Genomic DNA, 16,857 nt, shown 5'->3' with positions numbered 1-16,857 from the left:
CGGCGCATGCCTTCGGTTGCCCTTGGCGGGTCTCGTCCGGTTGCCCTTGGCGGGTCTCGTCAACGAATGGCCAAAACACCGCGTCTGCGCAACCCGTATCGTCACGACAGGGCGTTTTCGGCCCGAAGGCGGACAGGCCGGGCGATGTGTCTCGTGAGGAAACGTCTTGTGGATAGGATTGCAGGCGTGCTCCCCAAGCCGGCATGGCAGGCTAAGATCGGAGGAACGAGGACAATCATGCAGCAATACCACGCGCTCCTGCGCCGCATTCTCGACGAGGGCCTTGAGAAGGGTGACCGGACCGGTACGGGCACGCTCTCGGTTTTCGGTCACCAGATGCGCTTCGATCTCGCCGACGGCTTTCCGCTGGTCACGACCAAGAAGCTGCATCTGCGCTCGATCATCCACGAATTGCTGTGGTTCCTGGCGGGCGACACGAATATCGCCTATCTCAAGGAGAACCGCGTCTCGATCTGGGATGAGTGGGCCGACGCGAACGGCGATCTCGGGCCGGTCTACGGCAAGCAATGGCGCTCATGGCCCAATCCGAACGGCGCCGACATCGACCAGATCAGCTGGCTGATCAACGAGATTCGCCGCAATCCCGATTCGCGCCGCCTCGTGATCAGCGCCTGGAACCCGGCCGATCTCGACCGGATGGCGCTGGCGCCGTGTCACTGCCTGTTCCAGTTCTACGTGGCCGGTGGCAAGCTCTCCTGCCAGCTCTACCAGCGCTCCGCTGACGTTTTTCTCGGCGTGCCCTTCAATATCGCCTCCTATGCGCTGCTCACCCATATGGTCGCGCAGGTAACGGGGCTTGAGCCAGGGGATTTCGTGCATTCCTTGGGCGATGCGCATCTCTATGCGAACCATCTCGAACAGGCCCGTGAGCAATTGTCCCGCGAACCACGTCCGCTGCCGCGCCTGCGTCTCGATCCGCAGGTGCGCGATATTTTCGGCTTCCGTTTCGAGGATATCGCCATCGAGGGCTATGATCCGCATCCGGCGATCCGCGCCCCGGTGGCGGTTTGAGCGGCACAGGTGAGGCGATATGAGCGCTGCATCGACAGGCGTGACAATCCGCCGCGCCCGCCCCGGCGAGTCCGGCATCGTCGCGGGCTTCATCCGCGAACTCGCGGAATACGAGCGGCTCGCGCATGAGTTGCGGGCCGGCGAGGCGGAGATCGATGCGGCGCTGTTCTGCGACAATCCCCGCGTCTTCTGCGATCTCGCTTTTCTCGATGACGAACCTGTTGGTTTCGCTTTGTATTTCTACAATTTCTCGACCTTTCTTGGACGCCACGGGATCTGGCTCGAGGATCTCTACGTGCGCGAGGGGCTGCGCGGGCGCGGTATCGGCAAGGCACTGCTGGCGAGCCTCGCACGGCGTTGTGTTGCAGAAGGTCTCGGGCGCCTCGAATGGTGGGTGCTCGACTGGAATGCCCCGGCCATCGCCACCTATCGCGCTCTGGGGGCGCAGCCGATGGAGGAATGGACGGTGCAGCGGCTGACGGGGGAGGCGCTCACGCGGCTCGCCGACAAGGGCGGGGAGATATCAGGGAGAGAGCCGGGATGACGACAGAGACAGGTTTTCCGCTTACCATCGTCGCGGCAATTGCCGATAACGGCGTGATCGGCGACGACAACCGCCTGATCTGGCGGCTCAGGAGCGATCTGCGGCGCTTCAAGGAGATCACCCTCGGCAAGCCGATGATCATGGGCCGCAAGACCTTCGATTCCATCGGGCGACCGCTGCCCGGGCGTCGCACCATCGTGATGACGCGCGATCCGGATTTTGCGGTGGATGGTGTCGATGTCGCGCGTTCTTTCGACGCGGCCTGCCTTCGCGCCGATGCGGTTGCGCAGGAAATGGGCGCGCGCGAGATCATCGTGGCAGGCGGAAGTCAGATCTATGCGCAGGCGCTGCCAGCCGCACAAACGCTTCGGCTGACACGTGTCCACGCCATGCCTGATGGCGATGCGCACTTTCCCGACTTCGATTCGACACAATTTCGTATCATCGCTGAATCCGGCCACGGCGCCGGCCCGGATGATGAATTCGCGTTCACTTTCATCGATATGGAACGATGCTGACTGCCCGGTTTCGGTTGACTTTGGGGGCAGAAGTCTCCACTTCCGATGCAGACGTGGCGCGCTTTTCCGCAATGATAACGGGTGAGCAACGCGATGGTTTCAAGAATTATGCACTGAAGAGGGAAGCGTAGGATGCCCTGGAATAATCAAGGCAGCGGCGGTGGCGGAGGGCCCTGGGGTCCCCGCGGCAGCGGCGGCGGCGGTGGCGGCGGCCCATGGGGAGGCGGCCCGCAAGGCGGCGGCGGCTCCGGACAGACCCCGCCCGATCTGGAAGAGATCCTGCGCAAAGGCCAGGATCGCCTGAAGAACATGGTGCCCGGCGGCGGCTCGATGGGAGGCAAGGGCATCGCCCTGATCCTCATCGGTGTCGTGGTCGTCTGGCTGCTCACCGGCTTCTACACGGTTCGGCCCAACCAGGTCGGCCTCAATCTCATTTTCGGCGCCTATGTCGGCCAGACGGCGCCGGGCCTGAACTACAATCTGCCTTTCCCGATCGGTCAGGTGATCAAGCCGGACGTCACGCAGGTCAACCGCGTCGAGGTCGGATACCGCTCGGCGACAGAAGGGCAGCGTCCGCGTGACGCGCTCGAAGAGAGCCTGATGCTCACGGGTGACGAGAATATTGTCGATATCGATTTCGACGTGCAGTGGCAGATCGATGCGGCCCGGGCCGAAGAGTTCGTCTTCGAGATCCAGAATCCGGAAGGCACGATCAAGGCTGTGGCCGAGAGCTCCATGCGTGAGGTGATCGGGCGCCGTGACATCCAGGCCATCCTGACGATCGAGCAGGGCGAGATCATGCAGGAAGTCCAGGAGATCATGCAGGCCACACTCGAGGATTACAGCGCCGGCGTCACGATCCGCGTGGTGCAGCTGCAGGCCGCCGTGCCTCCGGCTCAGGTGCGTGAAGCCTTCTTCGACGTCAACGCGGCGCAGCAGGATCTCGTGCGCCTGCAGAACGAGGCCGAGACTTATGCGAGCCGGGTCGTTCCGGAAGCGCGTGGTCGCGCCGCGCGGATCATTCAGGAAGCTGAAGGTTACCGCGAGCGGGTCGTCAATGATGCCCAGGGTCAGGCGTCACGCTTTACCCAGGTCTTCGACGAATATGTGAACGCGCCGGACGTGACGCGTGAGCGTCTCTTCCTCGAGACGATGGAACGTGTCCTCGCGGGCACGGACAAGGTCGTCATCGATCAGAGCAACGGGGATGGTCAGCAGTCGGTCGTGCCGTATCTGCCCCTGCCGGAAATCCAGCGCCGCGCGCAGGGAGGCTCCCAATGAGAAATCCCGTCATCCGCACCGGCATCCTGATCGTTCTCGGTCTGGCGGCAGTGCTGCTCTACTCCTCCCTGTTCACGGTGCATCAGACCCAGCAGGCCGTGGTGCTGCGCTTCGGCGCCGTACGTCAGGTCATTACCGATCCGGGCCTCTACCTGAAGGCTCCGTTCATCGACGTGGTCCTGCCCGTCGAGAAGCGGCTGCTCGATCTCGACATCCCGGTTCAGACGGTCCTGTCGAGTGACCGTCAGAATCTGGAAGTGGACGCCTTTGCACGCTACCGGGTCATCAATGCGCTGCGCTTCTATCAGACGGTGAACAACCAGACCAATGCCAATGCGCGGTTACGCTCCTTCGTCAATGCCGCAATGCGTAACATACTGGCGAATGCCTCCTTCCCGGAGATCATTCGCACCAGCCGAAACGACCTCATGCTGCGTATTGCCGAGACGGTGAACCGTCAGGCGGAGGATCTGGGCATCGAAGTCGTCGATGTGCGCCTCACCCGCGTCGATCTGCCGACGGCGAACTCCGAAGCGGTGTTCCGCCGGATGCAGACCGAGCGTGAGCGTGAAGCGGCGGATCTGCGCGCACAGGGTGCCCAGCGTGCCAATGCCATCCAGGCGCGGGCCGATCGCGATGTCGTCGTGATCGAGGCGGAAGCCAACCGTACGGCCGAAGAGCTGCGCGGTGCCGGTGACGCCGACCGTAACCGCATCCTGGCCGAAGCCTATGGGCGTGACGCCGACTTCTTCGCCTTCTATCGCTCGATGCAAGCCTACGAGCAGGCCCTGATGACGAGCGATACCGCGACGACGCAGATGGTGATCTCACCCGATTCGGACTTCTTCCGCTTCTTCGACAGTCCTGCCGGGCGCGGACAGTCGACGCGGGATCTGCCGCTTCCGATCGATCCGGAAGGGCCGATGAGCGAAGCGCCCACGCTTCCTCAAGCTCCGACTGCGGCGGATGCGACGGGGAGCCTCGGCCCGCTCGCCGCGCCCGTCGAATAAGGCCTGCAAGCGTCTCGCATGTGGGACCTGATCACAGCCCTCGGCCTCGTTCTCGCGGTCGAGGGCATTCTTTTTGCCGCTTTCCCCGACGCAATCCGCCGCGCCATGTACGAGGCGTCGCAAAGCCCGCGCGATCGGATGCGGGCGGTGGGGATCGTTTGTGCGATCATCGGTATCGCCATCATCTGGCTCGTGCGCGGATGATCGATGCGGTTTTATCCGGAATGGCGCGGCAATGGCTTGACTTGCCTCGATTTTGCGCAAACACTCCGGCATCGATGCAACCGGGGTTTCCGGCCCGACCTTCCGCATGGATTGTGGGAGGATTTCGTGCTTGAAGCCGATCAGAGGAGAAGACAGCCATTCGCCGACCAATGAGAGCCATGCCGGTCCCGCAAAAGGACGGGCCGCGCGCCAACCGCGACATCCGAGGCGTTCGTGAGGTGCAACTGATCGATGACGAGGGCACGAATCGTGGCGTCGTCCCGTTTGCGGAAGCCCTCCAGCTGGCCGAGGCAGTCGGCCTTGACCTGGTCGAGATCGCACCCAATTCCGAACCTCCGGTCTGCAAGCTTCTGGATTACGGCAAGTTCCGTTTCGATCAGCAGAAGAAAGCGTCTGAAGCACGCAAGAAGCAGAAGACGGTCGAGGTCAAGGAAGTCAAGCTTCGTCCTGGTATCGACAAGCACGATTACGAGACGAAGATGAAGAACGTGAAGCGTTTCTTCGAGGATGGCGACAAGGTGAAGATCACCCTGCGCTTCCGCGGGCGCGAAATGGCGCATCAGGATCTCGGCCTGAAATTGCTGTTGCGGGTCAAGGAAGAGACCCGGGAATTCGCCAAGGTCGAGCTCGAGCCGCAGCTCGAAGGCCGCCAGATGATCATGATCCTGGCACCGCGCTGAAGCGCGTGCCGCTTGTTTCACGGATGCATGTCATGCCGCCCCGTCTGGTAACAGGTCGGGCAGGCACGCGTTCGGGATATCGATGCTCGGGGCCGGGACGATGCGTGTCGCGGCCCCGTATTCTTGGCTGACTGACCCTTGACCGATCTCGGCATGGTCGATTTCTGCGACGATCAAAAGATTTCCGCATTTGCCGCACAGACTCACGTTGCTGCGCCGAAATTCTGGGGCGTCTGTGGGTCGGGAGGGCGGCGTGAAGCGGATCGAGGAAATCTACTGGTTGCGTTTCTACGGCGCGCTGGCCGTCTTCACGTTTCATCTGATCGACCGGATCGAGCTCTATTATCTCGAGCACACAGCCCTTGATCTGTTGCGCATTCCCTCCGCACTCGGAACGCCGATCTTCATTTTCATCTCGATCTTTCTGTTTTCGCTGCGCTATGGTCGTGATGTCCCGAACGATTTCCTTGTCACGCGGCTGAAATATATCATGTTGCCCTATTTCGTTTACGGGATAATCTATTCAACAGCCGAATATATCCGCGTATCGCTCAGCGGGCTGGAGGTCAGTTACATTGCCTATCTGCGCGAATATCTGCTCTTTGCCGGCTGGCACGGCTATTTTCTAATCGTGGCGATGCAGTTTTATATTTTCTTCTGGGCCTATAATCGCTTCAGGCTCTGGACATGGCTGCCCTCCGAGCGCTGGCTGATACCGGCATCATTGATCAGCATGGCATGGTGGGGTTTTTTCCGCTGGTACGATATCGCGCCCCCGGGCTATCTGCACTGGATCGCGCCGCTGGGCTGGGTCTATCTGTTCTTCCTCGCCGTGCTCATGGCAAGGCATTACCCCGATATCCGCACAAACCGGCTGCTCGCGACCTTTTCGCAGCCGATCTGGCTCATCGCGATCCTGGTCCTGCTCGTCAGCATGACCTTTCTGCACGCGATCGAATACTCGTCCAAGGAAGCCTGGGTCATCCCGCTTTTCAGCTTCGCGCTGCTCTTTGCCATGCCGCGGCTTCTCGGGATCGTCGCGCCACTGCTGGTGCGCAAGGTCAATGAAGCCTCCTTCGTGATCTATCTCGCGCACCCATTGTTCTTCTCGGCCGTCGATCTCGTTGGCTGGAATGTCGGTCTGCCGTTATGGCTCTACGTGATCGCGCTCATCGTGGCGGGTATGGGCGGCTCGATCATGCTCAGCCACATCGTCAATCGGGCAGATTGGAGCGCCATGCTGCTGGGCAGGCGGCTGCGCGTGGCCTGAGGGAGGCCTTCAGGTTTCGACGAGGCCCGTCGTGTCGTCAGAGCCACGCGAATCGGGGCGGCCATGGGCGAGCGCGAGATAATCCTGCGAGCGCATCTCGATCAGACGCGAGACGGTACGATCAAATTCGAAGGCCTCCCGCCCGTGCCTTGCATCATAGAGCGCGTGCGCCTCGGCGGCGGCGGAGGCGAGCAGCTTCACGCGGTTGTCGTAGAGCGCGTCGATCAGGGTGATGAAGCGCTTGGCTTCGTTGCGGTTTTCGAGATGCATGCGCGGTATCGCGTCGATGATCACCGTGTGGAAATCCTGCGCAATGGCGAGGTAGTCGGCGGCGCCGAGCGGGCGGGCGCACAGCTCCTCGAAGGAGAAGCGCGCCACGCCCGAGGCGGCCTGCGGGACCTGCAGCGGGTGCCCGCGCACGGCCACGCGCATCGGCTCGCCGCGCTTGCGGCCGGTGAGGCGCCGGAAGGCGTCGTCGAGGGCGGCGCGTGCCGTATCATCGGCCGGGACGTGCCAGACCGGCTTGCCTGCGAGTTTCTCCAACCGGAAATCGGTGCGCGAATCGAGTTCGACGATGGCCATACGCTCATGGATCATCTCGATGAAGGGCAGGAACAGCGCGCGGTTCAGCCCGCCCTCATAGAGGCGGGCCGGCTCCACATTGGAGGTTGCGAAGACCACGACGTTTTCCGCAAACAGCGCCTTGAACAGGCGCCCCAGGATCATCGCATCGGCGATGTCGGTGACGGTGAATTCGTCGAAGCACAAGACATAGGCTTCCTGCGCGAGCGCCCTGGCCACCGGTTCGATCGGGTCGTCCCCCTTCACCTTGCCGGCCTTGAGATCCTGCCGGTAGGCGTGGATGCGGCCATGGACATCGGCCATGAAAGCGTGGAAATGCGCCCGGCGTTTGCGGCGCACGCTCAGGCTCTCGTAGAAAAGATCCATCAGCATGGTCTTGCCGCGCCCCACCGAGCCCCAGACATAGAGCCCCTTTATCGGTTCGCTCGCGGCGGTGCGGCGCCCGAACAGCCAGCCGAGGGCACTGCTCTTGCGCGCGAGGCGCTTTTCATTGAGTTGCACGGCCAGTTTGTCGAGCCGCGCGAGCAGGCTCGTCTGGGCCGGATCGCGCTCGATCGCATTGCTCGCGACGAGCGCGTGATAGCGCGCGCTGACGGGCCGTGAAGTGCTTTCAGGATTGGTGATCTCGTCGGTGCGCTTGTTCAAGATCGTGGTCGCGTGGCTGGTTCGTGAAGGTGAGCTTGTTATCTCTTTGGCTAGCGCGATAAGCGGGCGCTCACAAGCCCCTGAAACATGCGTTGACCGGCCCGTATCCTTGCGTCAGCATCGCGCATCAAGGTAGCGGAGATTGCCATGAGCGATGATATGATGGGGGACGTGCCGGAGGATGGGAGTGCGGCAGCGGCGCCCCCCGTGACGGTTGATACTGCAGGGGCAGTGTCGGCGCCCTCTCGCCTGCGCGACCATCCGAACTGGTATTACCTCCTGCGCGAATTCTATGAGCTCTACCGCTTCCTGCCATCGGGCGGCAGCGACAGGATTCGCGGCCATCAGCGCGCGGTGCGCGAGCGTATCAGCGCCCTGATCCAGACGAATGCGCTCCTGCGCTTCGGGGCCTGCGAGGAAAAACCCGTCACCGCCTATCTGCGCCGCGTCCTCGACGAGGGGCGTGTCGAGAAGCACGCACCGGTGATTCGCGCCATCGATGCCGTGCGCGCCAGTCTCAACTGGCAATACGGCTATGACAAGATCCCGCGCGGGCTCTCGCAAAAATTCGCCTATGCGGAGATCGCCGGGCCGAATGCGCCGATCCACAGCGAAGCGGTGATCCTCGGCCTCGTGCTCTTCGCGCCCGGCTGTACCTATCCCACCCATGCGCATGACGGCATTACGGAGAGCTATGTCTGCCTCTCCGGCGCGGTCTCGGAAAATCATCAGGGCGTCTATGCGCCGGGCTCACTGATCTTCAACCCGCCGGGCCAGCACCACCGCATCACGGTGTCTGACCGGGAGCCGTCACTTCTGGCCTATGCCTGGATCGGGACGCGCGAGAAGCTCTCGCATCAGAAGATGGCGTTCTCCCGTGCGCCACGAAAGCGGGCATGAGTCACAGCCACAGTCCACGCTCCTGCAGAACCTGCTTCAACAGAGTCGGCCGGTCGGTCATCAGCCCGTCCATGCCGGCATCGATCAGCGCGCGCATCTGCTCCGCCTCGTCCACGGTCCAGACATGGACCTGGATATCGCGGGCATGCGCTGCATCGGCCAATCGGCGCGTTGCCACCGGGATGCCATGGAACGCGGGCGGGATCTGCAGGGCGGGACAGGGCGTGACGGGGATCGGCAAACCCCAGCCTGCAAGCCAGACCGAAGCGACACCGGCATGGCTGGGCGACCAGCACAGATCATCGCCCAGAAGCTCCCGCAGCCGCCGCGTTCGCTTTGGATCGAAGCAGCCCACGCAGACGCGCGGGAGCGCCTTCGCCGCGCGGATCACCGCTGCCAGCGGCTCCACAACGGCTTCAGATTTCGGCTCCAGATTGAAGCGGGTTTCCGGATAGGCCTCCAGCGTCTCGTCGAGGCGCGGAATGCGCGCGCCGCAGGGGAAGCGCAGCTGCGCGAGATCGGCCCAGTCGAGCGCGTCGATCCGCTCGGGCCGCCCCATCAGCCGCGTCAGGTCGTCGTCATGAAAGACGACGACCACACCATCTCGGGTAAGCTGCACATCGGTTTCGATATAGCGGTAGCCGAGCGCCACCGCGTGATCGAAGGCATCATGGGTATTCTCGGTCCGCTCCAGCGCCCCGCCGCGATGGGCGAAGGCGAGGAGGCCCGGATGGTCGAGGAAGGGGAACCGCATATTGGCCGGCAAGTCACACGCTCCTCGACCGACGGGCTCACCCCTGCTGCCTCGCCCGCATCGCCATCAGGAGCCGCTCCGGCGTCATCGGCATCCGCCCGGTGCGCACGCCGACGGCGCGGCGAATGGCATTGGCGACGCAGCCCGCCACCGGTACGATCGGCACCTCGCCGACACCGCGCAGCCCGTAAGGCACGTCCGGCACCGGGGTCTCGATGATGACGCAGTCGATATCGGGCACGTCCAGCGCCGTGGGCAGGCGGTAATCGAGCAGGCTGGCATTGCGCAGCCGCCCGTCTGCACCGTAATCATAACCCTCGGTCAGCGCCCAGCCGATACCCTGCACGACGGATCCCTCGATCTGGCCCTCGACCGCGATCGGGTTGAGCGCCTTGCCGACATCCTGGAAGGCGGTGTAGCGCAGGATCGTGACCTGCCCGGTATCGGGATCGACCTCGACATCGCAGACATGCGCGCCGATCTCGACGCCCAGCGGCAGCTTGGTCGAGGTGCCGCGCCCGATCACGGCGCCCTCGGTCAGCGTTTCCTGCATCAGTTCGGCGAGGCTGATCGATGTGCCGGGCCCGCCGGAGACACGGAAGGCGCCATCAGTGAAGGTGAGATTCTCCGCCTCGCTCTGGAGCAGGCGCGCGGCGCGCGGGCGCAGCTGCTCAATCACGTCGCGCGACGCCTCGACGATGGCCGCGGCCATGGTGCGCGCCACGCGGCTGCCCGCCGCACCGTCGGAATAGCCCGCCGTCTTGCTGTCGCCGGTCTGCACATAGACATCATCGGGGGCGATGCCGAACTGGTCCGCCGCGACCTGGGTCATGGTGGTGCGCGTGCCGGAAATATCGACCGCGCCCATGGTGACGACCGGGCGCCCGTCACCGCCGATGGTGATGTGGCAGGCAGACGTCATCGAGGTGCCGCGCCAATAGCCCAGCGCCAGCCCCCGCCCGCGTGGATGCGCACCCGGTTCGAGCGGCGTCGTCCAGCAGGGGTGCGCGCCCACCGCATCGAGGATGGTGGTGAGGCCGATGGCCGGGAAGGGCGTGCCGATCGGCATGGTCGAGCCGGTCACGGCGGCGTTGCGCCGGCGGAATTCCAGCGGGTCCATGTCGAGGGCGAGGCAGAGCTCGTCCATCGCCTGTTCCATGGCAAAGGCGCCCTGGATACCGCCGGGGGCGCGATAGGCTTCGGTGCGCGGCTTGTTGGTGACGACGTCATAGCCTTCGAGCCAGAGTGCCGGCGTCTGGTACATGGCGGCGGAGGCCTGCATCAGCAGGGAGGGGTTGAGCCCTGGCAGGCCGCCGGAATCGACGTGATAGACGCCATGTATGCCGGTGATCGTGCCGTCGCTCTTCGCGCCGACCGCGATCTCCATCATCGCGCCCATGGTCGGGCCGGAGCCGCCCTGGAGCACCTCCTCGCGCGAGAGCACCAGCTTGACCGGGCGCCCGGATTTCTGCGCGAGCCTGAGCGCCAGCGCTTCGCCATGGATCGAGATCTTGCCGCCGAAGGCGCCGCCCACCTCCATCGGCACGACCTTGAGCTTCGACATCGGCCAGTCGAGCATGCGGGCAATCATCAATTCGGCGGTAAACTGGCCCTGGGTCGAGGTATAGACGGTGGCGAAACCGTCCGGCGTGATCTCGGCCACCATCGCCTGGGGCTCGATATAGCCCTGATGCGCCGTATCAACGATGACGCTGACGCGCCCCGTGGCATCCGCGCCGGCGATGGCCGCCTTCGCGTCCTCGCGGCTGACGATGGTGCGCGCCGCGATGTTGGAGGGTTTCTGCGGCGTTTCGTCGAGGCCCCTGGTGATCAGATTGTCCCACAATACCGGCGCATCCGGACGGATCGCATCAGCGATGCTGGTGACAGCGTCGAGCACCTCGTATTCGACTTCGATCAGATCCAGCGCCTGCGCTGCGATATGGGGGTCGCGCGCGGCCAGGGCGGCGACGGGCTGGCCGATCCAGTGCACCTTGCCGCGCGCCATGTTGAGCCGCGAGACGCCCCACATGTCGTAGCCTGTTTCGCCCATCGGGATGCTGGCACCCTGGGGCAGATCGGGGAAATCATCGGCGGTCACGATGGCGAGCACGCCGGGAAGGGCTGCGGCGGCGCTCGTATCGATGCGCTTGATCACGGCATGCGCATGCGGCGCGCGCAGGATCTTCGCATGCGCCATGTCGGGACGGGTGATATCGGCGGCATAGCGCGCGCGACCGGTGACGCGTTCACGGCCATCGACGCGCGCGAGCGGCTTGCCGATGGCGGGATCGGCGGGAACCGCGTCGGTGCTGCGGGTCTTGATCGTCGCATCCATCGTCTCACTCCCCCGCCTGCGCCGTGGCGCGGCGCTGTCTGGCAGTTTCCTCGACCGCGCGCACGATCTTGTCGTAACCGGTGCAGCGGCAGAGATTGCCGGCAATGGCATAGCGGATCGCCGCCTCGTCCGGGGCGGAATCGTCGCGCAGAAGCGCGGCGGCGGAGATCACGATGCCCGGCGTGCAGAAGCCGCATTGCGTGCCGCCCATTGCGGCGAGGTTTTCCTGCAGGTCGCGCCATTCCCCGCCATCGCTCAATCCCTCGATGGTGGTGATCTGCGCCCCCGGCGCCTCGACGGCGAGCATCAGGCAGGCATTGACCGGCGTGCCGTCGATCATGACCGTGCAGGAGCCGCAATTGCCGTTGCCGCAACCTTCCTTGGTGCCGGTCAGGCCGAGCCGGTCGCGCAGCCAGTCGAGCAGGGTGTCGCGCGGATCGGCGAGGCTGGTGACTTCCTCGCCGTTCACCTGCGCGGTGATCGCGATCGGTTTCATGCGCCGTTCTCCTCAGGCCTGGTCGATCAGTTGGCGGCAATGGGTGAGCACCCGCCGGGTCAGCACGGCGACGAGCTCGCGGCGATAATCCGCCGAACCGCGCGTATCGGATATCGGGCTCGCGTCGCCGCGCGCCGCTTCACCGGCGGCGTGGATGGTGGCGTCGTCGAGCGAAGCACCGATCAGCGCGGCCTCGGCGGAGGGGGCGCGGATCGGTTTCGGCGCGACGGAAGCGAGCGCGATGCGGGCCTGCGTGACGGTGCCGGCTTCATCGAGGACAATGAAGCCGCCGACACCGGCAATGGCGATATCCATCTCCCGGCGCGGGGTGAAGCGCAGGTAATGCGAGGCGGAGCGCACTGCCACGGGCGGCAGCAGGATACGGGTAAGCACCTCGCCGGGGGCGAGATGCGTGCGGCCCGGGCCGGCAAATATCTCTTCGAGCGGAATTTCGCGCAGGCCGGCACTGCCTGCGATTTCAGCGCGCGCGCCGTGCGCGATCAGCGGCGGCACCGCATCGGCCGACGGTGCGGCATTGCAGATATTGCCGCCGAGGCTGGCGCGATTCTGCACCTGATAGCTGCCGATCAGCAGGGCCGCAGCGGCGATGCCCGGATAATCGCGCCGGATACGCTCGTCGCGCGCCACTGTCGTCGAGGAAACGGCTGCGCCAATGGCGAGACCGCCGTCCGGGAGCGGGGCGATCACGCGACAGGCCTCGACATGCTTGATGTCGATGATCGCTGCGACTTTGCGCCGCCCCTCGCGCATCTGCGGTATCAGATCGGTGCCGCCGGCAAGCGGACGGGCATCATTGCTTGCGAGCATGCCGGTCAGTTCCGCGATCGTGGCGGGTCGGTGGTAATCGAAAACGTCCATTGCGGGCCCTTCGGCTGTGCATGACGGGCAGATCCGCGCCGCTCGGTGATGATGCGACGCGATTCCCGTTCCAGAGCGATTCGAGCCACATTCGCGGCGCGGGTGCAAGGGGTGGGACGCCCGCACGGATTTCGCCTTTGATCACCCGGGCGGCAGCCCTTGCATCCCCGCGCCCCTGCGCTTAAACGAACCGTTGACGCATCGAGAACGCCACGAATGGCGTGGCGATGCAAGCCCGTGACATTCCCGACAAGGCCGCTTCCCATGCTCGCCCCCGCCGACCGTCAGCCGTTCTTCCTCGCCATCGCCCTGATGGCGTTGATCGTGCTTGCCTCCAACGTCCTGGTGCAGCACCCGGTGCAGTATTGGGGTCTGCAGGATTATCTGACCTTCGGCGCCTTCACTTATCCCTTCGCCTTCCTCGTCACGGATATGGCGAACCGCCGTTTCGGCCCGGCGCGCGCGCGGCGTGTGGTCTATGTGGGTTTCGCCATTGCGGTGCTGCTGTCGGTCTATTTCGCCACGCCGCGTATCGCGATTGCCTCCGGGACGGCCTTTCTGGTGGCGCATCTGATCGATATCGGCGTGTTCAACCGTCTGCGCAGTTTCGCCTGGTGGCTGCCGCCGCTGGTCTCGTCGGTGATCGCGTCGGGCATCGACACGGCGATCTTCTTTTCCTTCGCCTTCCATTGCGGGCCGGTGATCGGCGATACGACAATCACAGGGATGCTCGCCATGGCCGGTATCCCCGATAGCTGCATCGCGCTGCCATGGCAGACGCTGGCCATTGTCGATTACTTCGTGAAACTCGCCATCGCCCTGATCGCACTGATCCCGTATGGCGCGCTCTTGCGCTACACGCGTCCGGCGCCGGTGTGACCGCGCGGGCCGAACAATCCGACGGCCACGGCTGACCCTGCAGCCCTTGAACTCACGCAGGGGAGACGACATATGAGGGGTCGGGATCGCGCCGATGGCGGGTCCTGATCAACGAAGTGCCTCGAAGAAGGGCTTCCATATGTCGCGTCAATCACCGTTCGGGCATCCGTTCCTGCTCGGCTTCGATGAAATCGAACAGGCACTGGACCGCGTCGCCAAAGGTGGCGGTGACGGTTACCCGCCCTACAATATCGAGCGGCTGCCCCGCTCTGAAGCCGAGCCTGAGCGGTTGCGCATCACGCTCGCGGTGGCCGGGTTCACCCGTGATCAGCTCGAGATCACGCTCGAAGAGAACCAGCTCGTCATTCGCGGGCGCCAGACCGACGACAAGGCGCGCCATTATCTCCATCGCGGGATTGCCGCGCGCCAGTTCCAGCGGACGTTTCTGCTGGCGGACAACATGGAGGTGATGGGAGCGGATCTCAGCAATGGTCTGCTTTCGATCGACCTTGCCCGGCCAGAACCGGAACGGATCGTCAGGCGCATCGACATCGCGACCGAAGAGAAGCACTGACAGGCTCAACACAGCCCGTACACGTCGTGCAAACGCGCATGATGCGGGCGCAACGCACCGCTCATGAAGGAGGGCGCGCAAATGACCGACACCAATCACATCAAGCCGGATTCCTTCGGCAACGAAAACAGCCGCGAAGCACAGGCGCTCGCGCAGATGGGCGAAGGCCATGTGGTCTACGTGAAGCCGATGCTGTCTGACCAGATCAGCGCACTTTATCCCGGTGCGCCCGAGATGCAGCCCGGCCTTGAGCTCTTCGCCGTGCTTTCCGCAAGCGGCGCGCCGATCATCCTCACCGATTCCCGTGACACGGCCATCGCCGAGGCGCGCAAGGCGGATCTCGAGCCCGTCAGCGTGCATTGACGCACAAACCCGGCGGGCGTGGCGCGCCGAACCGGCAAGCCGGGTTCGGCAGCGGGGTTTGGCAAGCAAGGTTTGGCAAGCGGGGTTTGGCAAGCCATGCTCGCAAAAGCGTGATTGATCCGTTGCGGGCTGCGCGGCGTAACCCTCTCAAACGAGGGAGCCAGAATATGGGTGACGATAACAGCCTGCAACGCACCTTTCTGCGCAACGCCATGCGCGCACCCTATCTTGAGCGCGCCGAAGAGCGTGCGCTTGCCGTGCGCTGGCGGGAAAACCGTGATCAGGAGGCGTTGCACCAGTTGACTTCGGCGCATATGCGCCTCGTCATCGCGATTGCGGCACGGTTTCGTAATTACGGATTGCCGATGCAGGATATGATTCAGGAAGGCCATGTCGGCCTTCTGGAAGCAGCGTCCCGTTTCGAGCCGGAGCGCGAAGTGCGTTTCTCCACTTATGCCACCTGGTGGATCCGTGCTTCGATTCAGGATTACATCCTGCGCAACTGGTCGATCGTGCGCGGTGGGACATCGTCGGCCCAGAAGGCGTTGTTCTTCAATCTGCGTCGCTTGCGCGCCAAACTGACGCGCAACGGCGATGAGCGGATGTCCGACAGCGTTTACGGCGAAATTGCCGAAGCGATCGGCGTATCGCTCAAGGATGTGGCGACGATGGATGTGCGGCTATCCGGTGCGGACACCTCGCTGAATGCGCCGGTTGCTGCGGATTCCGAAGGCGCCACGTCGGAGCGGATGGATTTCCTCGTCGACGACGCGGCGCTGCCGGACGAAACCGTCAGCGACGTCATCGATGCCGAGCGCCGTTCGCGCTGGCTGCGCGATGCTCTGGGAGTGCTCAACGAGCGCGAACTGCGCATCCTCAAGGCGCGGCGTCTCAGCGACGACCAGACCACGCTCGATGCGCTCGGGCATCATCTGGGGATTTCCAAGGAGCGTGTGCGGCAGATCGAAAGCCGTGCGCTGGAGAAGCTCAAGAAGGCCCTGATCGAAACCGGCCCCGACATGACGAGCTATGCCTGAGCGGCGCCGTCCTGTTCCCGGTGGCTCCGCCGGGAACAAAGCCGTTGCCGGGGTGTTGGGAATACCGCAATGAAGTACGACAGCGCCTCCGCCCTTCCGGCGACATGCTCGACGCTGCGACGGCAGGATACGCTGCTTGCGCTTGCGACGGGTTTCGTCGCCCTCGTCACAGCCGCGACCGTGATCCTCTGGGCGGGAGGGGCTGGCTGGATTCTGTTCCCGGGCGCGGCTGTGCCGTATCTCGTGATCGGGGCCGTCGTGATGGCCCGGATCGACCGCTACCATCCCCATGACCGGTTCGGCATCGCGAATGCCGTGACACTCACACGCGCCGTGATCAATTGTCTGCTGATCGGCCTGCTCGTCGAGCACCACACGCTGTTCACCTTCTGGGGTGAGCGGGCCGACTGGCTGTTTTTTGCCGCTGCCGTCGTCTCCCTCTCCCTTGACGGGTTCGACGGTGCGGTTGCACGACGCCAGGGCCTGACCTCGCGCTTCGGCGCCCGTTTCGACATGGAAATCGACGCGTTGCTGCTGATGCTGCTTGCTGTTGCGGCAATCGCGCTGGGCAAGGTCGGTGCCTGGGTTCTGCTGATCGGTACCACCTATTACCTGTTCATGGCGGCGCGGGCACTCGTGCCCCGGCTGCGTCGTGATCTGCCTGAATCAATGCGACGCAAGGCCGTCTGCGTGCTGCAGGGTGCGGTGCTGATCGCGCTGGTGACCCCCTTCATCACAGGGATCGCAGCGACCGCGCTGGCGCTGACTGCTCTGGTGGCGCTCGCCTGGTCATTCACGGTCGACATCATCTGGCTCATGGCGCGCCGTCGTTAACGGGTCGTTAATACGA

Annotated in this window: 19 protein-coding genes; 14 read left to right on the top strand and 5 right to left on the bottom strand. The window is 64.2% G+C overall.

Annotated elements, in window-relative coordinates; genetic code table 11:
- Positions 1–237: 237 nt before the first annotated feature.
- The 8 genes from GA0071312_RS16890 (at position 238) to GA0071312_RS16855 (ending at position 6,560) form a co-directional block, all read left to right on the top strand.
- Entirely contained in the window at positions 238–1,032 is a 795-nt protein-coding gene (locus tag GA0071312_RS16890) for a thymidylate synthase (protein WP_074445908.1), read from the top strand.
- Between the two features lie 19 nt (positions 1,033–1,051).
- Positions 1,052–1,576, top strand: a complete 525-nt coding sequence (locus tag GA0071312_RS16885; protein WP_074445907.1) for a GNAT family N-acetyltransferase — start codon at positions 1,052–1,054, stop codon at positions 1,574–1,576.
- A complete protein-coding gene (locus tag GA0071312_RS16880) occupies positions 1,573–2,094 on the top strand; it encodes a dihydrofolate reductase (protein ID WP_074445906.1) in 522 nt (173 codons plus the stop codon). Before GA0071312_RS16885 ends, GA0071312_RS16880 begins: the two co-directional genes overlap by 4 nt.
- Positions 2,095–2,226: 132 nt before the next feature.
- Complete coding sequence (gene hflK / locus GA0071312_RS16875) at positions 2,227–3,375, top strand: FtsH protease activity modulator HflK (RefSeq protein ID WP_074445905.1); 1,149 nt, start codon at positions 2,227–2,229, stop codon at positions 3,373–3,375.
- Positions 3,372–4,385, top strand: a complete 1,014-nt coding sequence (gene hflC, locus GA0071312_RS16870; RefSeq protein WP_074445904.1) for a protease modulator HflC — start codon at positions 3,372–3,374, stop codon at positions 4,383–4,385. Before hflK ends, hflC begins: the two co-directional genes overlap by 4 nt.
- 18 nt (positions 4,386–4,403) lie before the next feature.
- Positions 4,404–4,589, top strand: coding sequence for a DUF2065 domain-containing protein (locus tag GA0071312_RS16865; protein ID WP_074445903.1), 186 nt, complete (start codon positions 4,404–4,406; stop codon positions 4,587–4,589).
- Between the two features lie 179 nt (positions 4,590–4,768).
- Complete coding sequence (gene infC / locus GA0071312_RS16860; protein ID WP_238947270.1) at positions 4,769–5,290, top strand: translation initiation factor IF-3; 522 nt, start codon at positions 4,769–4,771, stop codon at positions 5,288–5,290.
- A 253-nt stretch (positions 5,291–5,543) separates the two neighbouring features.
- Complete coding sequence (locus GA0071312_RS16855; RefSeq protein ID WP_074445901.1) at positions 5,544–6,560, top strand: acyltransferase family protein; 1,017 nt, start codon at positions 5,544–5,546, stop codon at positions 6,558–6,560.
- 9 nt (positions 6,561–6,569) lie between these two features.
- Here GA0071312_RS16855 and zapE read toward each other — a convergent pair whose 3' ends face one another.
- Entirely contained in the window at positions 6,570–7,787 is a 1,218-nt protein-coding gene (gene zapE / locus GA0071312_RS16850; RefSeq protein ID WP_238947269.1) for a cell division protein ZapE, read from the bottom strand.
- A 147-nt stretch (positions 7,788–7,934) separates the two neighbouring features.
- Here zapE and GA0071312_RS16845 point away from each other — a divergent pair, with 147 nt between their 5' ends.
- Entirely contained in the window at positions 7,935–8,687 is a 753-nt protein-coding gene (locus GA0071312_RS16845; protein WP_238947268.1) for a dimethylsulfonioproprionate lyase family protein, read from the top strand.
- Between the two features lies 1 nt (position 8,688).
- On the opposite strand, the gene GA0071312_RS16840 is transcribed toward GA0071312_RS16845, so the two are convergent.
- Genes GA0071312_RS16840 through GA0071312_RS16825 form a run of 4 tightly spaced genes read right to left on the bottom strand, consistent with a single transcriptional unit; the run spans position 8,689 to position 13,154 of the window.
- Complete coding sequence (locus GA0071312_RS16840; protein WP_131817852.1) at positions 8,689–9,453, bottom strand: glycerophosphodiester phosphodiesterase family protein; 765 nt, start codon at positions 9,451–9,453, stop codon at positions 8,689–8,691.
- A gap of 25 nt (positions 9,454–9,478) precedes the next feature.
- On the bottom strand, positions 9,479–11,779 hold the full coding sequence (locus tag GA0071312_RS16835; RefSeq protein WP_074445899.1) for a xanthine dehydrogenase family protein molybdopterin-binding subunit: 2,301 nt from the start codon (positions 11,777–11,779) through the stop codon (positions 9,479–9,481).
- Positions 11,780–11,783: 4 nt separating this feature from the next.
- The gene (locus GA0071312_RS16830; protein WP_074445898.1) at positions 11,784–12,275 is read right to left on the bottom strand and encodes a (2Fe-2S)-binding protein; all 492 of its coding nucleotides are present in this window, start codon (positions 12,273–12,275) and stop codon (positions 11,784–11,786) included.
- Between the two features lie 12 nt (positions 12,276–12,287).
- Positions 12,288–13,154: an FAD binding domain-containing protein gene (locus GA0071312_RS16825; protein WP_074445897.1), complete on the bottom strand. Its 867-nt coding sequence runs from the start codon at positions 13,152–13,154 to the stop codon at positions 12,288–12,290.
- A gap of 264 nt (positions 13,155–13,418) precedes the next feature.
- Here GA0071312_RS16825 and GA0071312_RS16820 point away from each other — a divergent pair, with 264 nt between their 5' ends.
- The 5 genes from GA0071312_RS16820 (at position 13,419) to GA0071312_RS16800 (ending at position 16,841) form a co-directional block, all read left to right on the top strand.
- A complete protein-coding gene (locus tag GA0071312_RS16820) occupies positions 13,419–14,033 on the top strand; it encodes a queuosine precursor transporter (protein ID WP_074445896.1) in 615 nt (204 codons plus the stop codon).
- Between the two features lie 139 nt (positions 14,034–14,172).
- A complete protein-coding gene (locus GA0071312_RS16815) occupies positions 14,173–14,607 on the top strand; it encodes an Hsp20 family protein (RefSeq protein WP_074445895.1) in 435 nt (144 codons plus the stop codon).
- A gap of 81 nt (positions 14,608–14,688) precedes the next feature.
- Positions 14,689–14,970 (top strand): BQ00720 family protein, encoded by a 282-nt coding sequence (locus GA0071312_RS16810; RefSeq protein ID WP_074446292.1) that lies wholly within the window; start codon positions 14,689–14,691, stop codon positions 14,968–14,970.
- A gap of 167 nt (positions 14,971–15,137) precedes the next feature.
- Positions 15,138–16,007 carry an RNA polymerase factor sigma-32 gene (locus GA0071312_RS16805; protein ID WP_074445894.1) on the top strand — a complete coding sequence of 290 codons (870 nt, stop codon included), beginning with the start codon at positions 15,138–15,140 and terminating at the stop codon, positions 16,005–16,007.
- Positions 16,008–16,076: 69 nt separating this feature from the next.
- Positions 16,077–16,841 (top strand): CDP-alcohol phosphatidyltransferase family protein, encoded by a 765-nt coding sequence (locus GA0071312_RS16800; RefSeq protein WP_083204644.1) that lies wholly within the window; start codon positions 16,077–16,079, stop codon positions 16,839–16,841.
- Positions 16,842–16,857: the final 16 nt, after the last annotated feature.

The sequence above is a fragment of the Saliniramus fredricksonii genome (assembly GCF_900094735.1).
GTDB lineage: Bacteria > Pseudomonadota > Alphaproteobacteria > Rhizobiales > Beijerinckiaceae > Saliniramus > Saliniramus fredricksonii.
The sequence above is the reverse complement of the archived record's forward strand: the minus strand, read 5'-3'. Positions and strand labels throughout refer to the sequence as shown.

What these genes read in the sequence shown, in the direction of transcription:
- GA0071312_RS16890 (WP_074445908.1), top strand. Translation starts at nt 238, where the DNA reads ATGCAGCAATACCACGCGCTCCTGCGCCGCATTCTCGACGAGGGCCTT.
- GA0071312_RS16885 (WP_074445907.1), top strand. Translation starts at nt 1,052, where the DNA reads ATGAGCGCTGCATCGACAGGCGTGACAATCCGCCGCGCCCGCCCCGGC.
- GA0071312_RS16880 (WP_074445906.1), top strand. Translation starts at nt 1,573, where the DNA reads ATGACGACAGAGACAGGTTTTCCGCTTACCATCGTCGCGGCAATTGCC.
- hflK (WP_074445905.1), top strand. Translation starts at nt 2,227, where the DNA reads ATGCCCTGGAATAATCAAGGCAGCGGCGGTGGCGGAGGGCCCTGGGGT.
- hflC (WP_074445904.1), top strand. Translation starts at nt 3,372, where the DNA reads ATGAGAAATCCCGTCATCCGCACCGGCATCCTGATCGTTCTCGGTCTG.
- GA0071312_RS16865 (WP_074445903.1), top strand. Translation starts at nt 4,404, where the DNA reads ATGTGGGACCTGATCACAGCCCTCGGCCTCGTTCTCGCGGTCGAGGGC.
- infC (WP_238947270.1), top strand. Translation starts at nt 4,769, where the DNA reads ATGCCGGTCCCGCAAAAGGACGGGCCGCGCGCCAACCGCGACATCCGA.
- GA0071312_RS16845 (WP_238947268.1), top strand. Translation starts at nt 7,935, where the DNA reads ATGAGCGATGATATGATGGGGGACGTGCCGGAGGATGGGAGTGCGGCA.
- GA0071312_RS16835 (WP_074445899.1), bottom strand. Translation starts at nt 11,779, where the DNA reads ATGGATGCGACGATCAAGACCCGCAGCACCGACGCGGTTCCCGCCGAT.
- GA0071312_RS16830 (WP_074445898.1), bottom strand. Translation starts at nt 12,275, where the DNA reads ATGAAACCGATCGCGATCACCGCGCAGGTGAACGGCGAGGAAGTCACC.
- GA0071312_RS16825 (WP_074445897.1), bottom strand. Translation starts at nt 13,154, where the DNA reads ATGGACGTTTTCGATTACCACCGACCCGCCACGATCGCGGAACTGACC.
- GA0071312_RS16820 (WP_074445896.1), top strand. Translation starts at nt 13,419, where the DNA reads ATGCTCGCCCCCGCCGACCGTCAGCCGTTCTTCCTCGCCATCGCCCTG.
- GA0071312_RS16815 (WP_074445895.1), top strand. Translation starts at nt 14,173, where the DNA reads ATGTCGCGTCAATCACCGTTCGGGCATCCGTTCCTGCTCGGCTTCGAT.
- GA0071312_RS16810 (WP_074446292.1), top strand. Translation starts at nt 14,689, where the DNA reads ATGACCGACACCAATCACATCAAGCCGGATTCCTTCGGCAACGAAAAC.
- GA0071312_RS16805 (WP_074445894.1), top strand. Translation starts at nt 15,138, where the DNA reads ATGGGTGACGATAACAGCCTGCAACGCACCTTTCTGCGCAACGCCATG.
- GA0071312_RS16800 (WP_083204644.1), top strand. Translation starts at nt 16,077, where the DNA reads ATGAAGTACGACAGCGCCTCCGCCCTTCCGGCGACATGCTCGACGCTG.